At 44.5% G+C, this 5,642-nt stretch carries 5 protein-coding genes and 2 pseudogenes; 5 read left to right on the top strand and 2 right to left on the bottom strand.

Annotated elements, in window-relative coordinates; translation table 11 throughout:
- The 5 genes and pseudogenes from PLA23_RS09840 to PLA23_RS09820 all read left to right on the top strand — a co-directional run.
- A pseudogene (locus PLA23_RS09840) lies at nucleotides 1-458 on the top strand (dihydroorotase); the annotation flags it as partial.
- Between the two features lie 776 nt (nucleotides 459-1,234).
- Complete coding sequence (locus PLA23_RS09835) at nucleotides 1,235-2,158, top strand: ABC transporter substrate-binding protein (protein WP_324327821.1); 924 nt, start codon at nucleotides 1,235-1,237, stop codon at nucleotides 2,156-2,158.
- A gap of 37 nt (nucleotides 2,159-2,195) precedes the next feature.
- Nucleotides 2,196-2,882: an ABC transporter permease gene (locus PLA23_RS09830; RefSeq protein WP_324327823.1), complete on the top strand. Its 687-nt coding sequence runs from the start codon at nucleotides 2,196-2,198 to the stop codon at nucleotides 2,880-2,882.
- A 3-nt stretch (nucleotides 2,883-2,885) separates the two neighbouring features.
- The gene (locus PLA23_RS09825; RefSeq protein WP_324475049.1) at nucleotides 2,886-3,977 is read left to right on the top strand and encodes an ABC transporter ATP-binding protein; all 1,092 of its coding nucleotides are present in this window, start codon (nucleotides 2,886-2,888) and stop codon (nucleotides 3,975-3,977) included.
- Nucleotides 3,967-5,082: a putative sulfate/molybdate transporter gene (locus tag PLA23_RS09820; RefSeq protein WP_324475047.1), complete on the top strand. Its 1,116-nt coding sequence runs from the start codon at nucleotides 3,967-3,969 to the stop codon at nucleotides 5,080-5,082. Before PLA23_RS09825 ends, PLA23_RS09820 begins: the two co-directional genes overlap by 11 nt.
- Before the next feature lie 7 nt (nucleotides 5,083-5,089).
- Here the strand turns inward: PLA23_RS09820 and PLA23_RS09815 are convergent, their stop codons facing one another.
- Entirely contained in the window at nucleotides 5,090-5,353 is a 264-nt protein-coding gene (locus PLA23_RS09815; RefSeq protein ID WP_324331697.1) for a SemiSWEET family sugar transporter, read from the bottom strand.
- Between the two features lie 75 nt (nucleotides 5,354-5,428).
- A pseudogene (locus PLA23_RS09810) lies at nucleotides 5,429-5,642 on the bottom strand (amino acid kinase family protein); the annotation flags it as partial.

The following is a 5,642-nucleotide window of genomic DNA, read 5'->3' as shown; positions in this document are numbered from 1 at the left end:
GGGACCAGATTGATGTGATCGGATCTGATCATGCCCCCCATACCCGGAAAGAGAAAGCCATGGATTTTCATGCGGCTCCATCCGGCATACCCGGGGTTGAGACGATGATCCCCCTTCTTATGGGATGGGTACATGAGAAGAAGATCAGTATTCCTGATGTTATCTCAAAGACTTCAGTCAGACCATCTGAGATTCTCGGGATCAGACCTGCCGGGTTTTCCCCCGGAGATCGGGCAGATTTTGCGATTTATCCAAATGAACTGACTCAGATAACCACTGAATCCCTTCATAGTGCGGCAGGATGGTCTCCGTACGAGGGGATGAATGCGGTGTTTCCGGAACTGACGATCCTTGGCGGAGTGGTTGTATTTGATGCAGGAGATTTTTTCAGGCCTGATCTCTCATATGATCGGAACGGAACCGGACTCTGGGTGCCGGGAAGAGGTTATTGCCTGTGAGAACCAATAGGTATAGAGTGCCACTCCTCGTTTCCATAGGTCCCCGGGTGATACGATGAGGAATCATAGGGTGATCCACGGGACAACCCGGAAACGGTACATTCTTCGGCACCGCCTGGCTGAGGGCGTTTAATAGGTGAAGGACGGCAAAAGCCACTTGTGATCCATATTTGTTAGTGCCAGGCGACAAACTCTTAAATAGGTCTTAAATCAACATTCGGCATTAGAAAGTTTGCAATGAATAATTTTAAAAATCGTCTATTCTAAAATCATGGTTAAATTTGATGACTTTTTTCAATTTAGTCCGTTTCAAGATTACCCCTCATGGTTGACGGTCCGATCAAATGTCATTGTAAAGGTCTTAAACAAGGCTCTAATTATTCGGCCCTATTTTCCTATGGAAAATAGATTTAGAACTACTTATCTGTTTGATTTAAATAAATCCAAAATCACTACAAATTGCTGCCGAGTGTCGGTAATATTAATAGAACGCATGAATTTTTTCCAGAGTATCTCATAATACCTCAGAACAGGAGGTCATTTTCGGTATGAAATACCAGTCAACAAGGAATAATATAAATTTATTCATTGAGCAGGAATGATTCATACCCATGAATTCAAATGAGCGGGAAAATATGAAGAATATATGGAGAATTATTCGGTATTTTCTGTCACCCGACATTAAAATCAATTGGTATTACAGTTGATTGAACAATTGTTTTACTCAAGAGGACAATTAAACAAATATATATTATTACACGACGATCTCGTATTGCATGATCGGTAAATTATCCTTTGGGATCATTGCTCTTGTGCTGGGGGCAATGCTTTTCTGTGGGGCAGTATCGGCAGAAAAGGTTGAATCGCTCGGAGAACATGGTGCAGACCGTCTTCTCATCGCAACCACAACGAGTCTTGACGCAACCAAGCTTCTTGATCTTCTTGAAGAGAAATTCAAGAAAGAAACCGGAGTAACCGTAGAGCATGTTGCGGTTGGAACCGGGCAGGCTCTTGAGATTGCACGGAACTGTGATGCAGATATCGTCATGGTTCACGACCGTGTTGCAGAAGACAAGTTTATTGATGAAGGATTCGGTGTCGATCGTCGTGTCTTCGGGTACAACTACTTCCTTTTAGTCGGACCGAAAAATGACCCGGCAAAGGTAGCCGGACTGAACGGAACAGCTGCCTTCATGGCAATTGAGAAGGCAACTGCAGAGGATCCAAGCGTTATTTTCGTATCCCGTGGAGATAACTCCGGAACCCATTCACGTGAGAAACTCCTCTGGAAATGGGGCGGGTATGACTACGCAGACATCAACTCTTCAGAATGGTACCGTGAAGCCGGTGCAGGAATGGGCCAGACCCTCACCATGGCAGACGAACTTCAGGGGTACACCTTAACTGACTCAGCATCCTGGGGAACATACGAGAGCAACCTCTCACTTGTCCCGCTGGTTGAGAACGATGAGAAATTCCTGAATGTCTATGCCGTCATGCGTGTAAACGACGAAAAATGTCCAGATGTCAACACTGAGATGGCAAAGAAGTGGATAAACTTCATGATCAGTGATGAAGTCCAGGATATCCTTCAGACCTATGGAGTCGAAAAGAACGGCGTACCATACTTTAACCCTGGACGGGGTAGTGCAGATGTCATGGGCGTGACTGACGAAGAGACAAAGGATCCTGTGGTATAACCCACAAATTCTTTTCTTTTCTCAATAAACGTCTATTATGAATGATCTGCTTACCGGATTCCAGATGGCATTAAACCTGATTCTTGCAGCAGATCCTGAGGTCCTCACGATAACGCTCACAACACTGAGGATTACGTTTACATCAGTCCTCATCGGCACGCTCATTTCTATTCCGCTGGGAGCGGCTATTACCTTCAGGGAATTCCGGGGTAAAAAAACTCTTATTAGTATTATTCAAACCCTATATGCATTACCTACTGTTATCGTAGGTCTGCTCTGTTACATGGTTCTTTCTCGTTCGGGCCCTCTTGGAGATTTAAAATGGCTTTTTACCCCAAACGGAATGATCTTCGGCCAGACAATTCTTATCATACCAATAATGGCAGGTCTTACCATTGCAGCCCTTCAGGCGATTGATCCGATTATTACTGATACTATCAGATCTCTTGGTGCCACACGGCTTCAATTTTTAAAAAGTCATCTTCGTGAGGCACGTTTCGCCATCATGGCAGCAATCATCGTCGGGTTTTCACGGGCTATCTCGGAGGTTGGAACTGCTATTATGATTGGTGGTAACATTAAGGGACATACCCGGGTGCTGACAACCGCAATTTCATTGCAGACCTCAATGGGAAATTTCAATCTTTCCCTGGCCCTTGGTATCATTCTTCTTGCCATTGCTCTCATTATCAATCTTATAATGGGATTTGTTCAGAACAGGTAGAATATGATTGAAATTCAGGACATTGTAAAAGAATTTGATGGCAATACTGTGCTGACCGGCGTTACCGAGACCATTCAAAAGGGGGAAATATTTGCCATTATTGGTCCTTCCGGACAGGGTAAGACGACTCTGCTTCGTATCCTGGGACTTCTTCTGAAACAGACATCAGGCCGGATTCTCTTTGAGGGTAAACCAATTTCACAGATTTCTGATTCAGACCCTGTCAGAAGAAGGTTCGGAATGGTCTTTCAAACTCCGGTTGCATTTAAGGACTCGGTATATCATAATATTGCACTTGGCCTTCGATACCGGGGATTTTCAAAAGAAGTGATTCGGGAAAAAGTTATGCAGAAACTTGAAGAGATAGGACTTACCGGATATGAAAACCGGAAAGCCACCACGCTGTCCGGCGGGGAAAAGCAACGGGTATCTCTGGCACGGGTGATGGTTACCGGACCTGATGTCCTTATCCTTGACGAGCCAACTGCAAACCTGGACCCGGTCTCGACAGAGGTCATCGAAGATCTTATCCGATATTATAATAAAAAACTTGGAACTACGGTTATTTTATCAACCCATGACCTGATGCAGGGACAGCGGCTGGCTGACCGTGTTGCAGTTATGATGAACGGGCGGTTTATCCAGTCCGGACCAATTTTTGATGTCTTCACAAGACCCTGCTCGGAGGATGTTGCAAAATTCATCGGGATCAGTAATGTTCTATCTGGAAAAATTATCCGGAAAGAAGAGGGCATGTCGGTAATTCTGGTTGATGGCAAAGAGATTCATGCTATTGCAGAAGAACCTGTCGGGACACAAGTAAAGATTGCAATAAGACCGGAGGAGATTACCCTGCATACCGGCCCTGACCAGTGGAGTAGTGCCAGAAATATCCTCTTCGGGGTAGTTGAAGCGGTCAGACCCTTTGGTATAATAAGTCTTATCAGGGTAAAATCCGGGGATCTTATCCTGTCGGTCCAGGTGACCTGGCAGTCAATAAAAGAACTTGACCTTAAATCCGGAGTCCAGGTATCACTATCATTTAAAGCCCCTTCAGTTCATATCATGCCTGACGAGAATTCCTATGAATGTTAGTGATGTTCCTTTCCGTACACATATCCTCTCTGAACTTGCAGGATGTGCAGGAAATTTTGGAACCGTCCTTCCCCTTCTTTTTGCCGTATCTGTGGCAAGCGGAATGCATCTCTCACTGATGCTTCTCTCTGCCGGGATCTGGTACATCATCAGTGGATTATATTACCGGATTCCAGTCCCGATAGAGCCGTTAAAAGCGGTTGGTGCAATTGCCATCGCTGAACATATCACTCCTCAGATAATTGCAGCATCAGGAATTCTTACCGGAGCGATCTGTCTGGTTATTGGTATGTGCGGATTTATGAACCGGATTCAGAAAATTATCCCTGAACCAGTTATCCGGGGTGTACAGCTCGGACTTGCCCTTATCCTGGTAAAAAGTGCAATCCCCGAATTTATTATACCGGATATGCCATTTGCTCTCATATCAGGACTAATCGTGGTTCTTTTCTTTTTGGCAGCCAGGCATTACAAAACAACAGATTTTTCAGCACTGGTCATAATTACTGCCGGGTTTGTTTTGGCTGTGGTCACCACAGGTTTTCATGGAACTGCGTCATTTCCGATGCCGGAACTTACAATCCCGAACATACAGGATTTTTATACTGCACTTATCGTGCTCGTACCTCCCCAGATACCACTTACCCTTACCAATGCAATTCTTGCAACTTCACTTCTTATTACAGACCTTTTTAAAAGGGATGTTAATCCTGACAGGCTCTGTAAAACTGTCGGGATAATGAGTGTGAGTTCTTCGCTATTTGGTGGATTTCCCATGTGTCATGGGGCTGGGGGACTTGCAGCACATTATCGGTTTGGAGCCAGGACCGGACTGTCACTGGTATTTGGCGGGTTATTGCTCATCATCATAGCCGGTATCTGTACCTTTCCGGATATTGTATCTGCACTCCCGAAAGGAATGTTTGGCATCCTGCTTATCGTGGTTGCGATAGAACTGGCACGTCATGGATTGAAAACAACCGACCGGATTGTATCCGGAATAATCGCCGTGCTTTCGATTCCCTTTGGTCTAGCCGTTGCCTTTGTTGCCGGATTTGTATTAGCCTGGGGACTACAGTATCGCAGAAAAGTATTGAAAAACTGACGACATATTATATTCGGCATTTATGGTCAAACCACCATTTCATCCCGACAATTGAGACAATAAATAATCCGGTAATACCATTCGCACAGGTTACGGGAATGTCATGGTTGATAAGTCCATAGATCATCCAGAGAAATACTCCGACGAGAAGTAAAAATAACAGTCCCCATGAGAGGTCATGAGCAGACCGGCATTTCCATGTCTTTATAACCTGTGGAAGGAATGCCAGGGTGGTACAAACCCCGGCAGTATATCCAGTAAAAGGGAGCATATCCATATCATTACTCGCACACATCTACAAAAAAAGGATGGCGGGTGATTCAGTATCTATCAGAAAATACTTTTATTATTCTGCCCGGATAATCGTTCCAATCTTTTCTCCGTTTATTGCACGTGTTATCATACCAGGCTTATGACCGTTCACAATCTGAATCTGTTTTATATTCCGGCATTCAAGCATCAGTTCGATGAGTTTTCGTTCAATTACCAGATCCTCCATGTTCATTGCAATAAGTTCACTTGCGGTGATTTCAGGAATCAGTTTTGCATCAGGATATTTG

This window comes from Methanospirillum sp. (genome assembly GCF_035406105.1).
Lineage (GTDB): Archaea > Halobacteriota > Methanomicrobia > Methanomicrobiales > Methanospirillaceae > Methanospirillum.
Note: the sequence above shows the minus strand (reverse complement) of the source record. Positions and strands in the feature narration are given on the sequence as shown.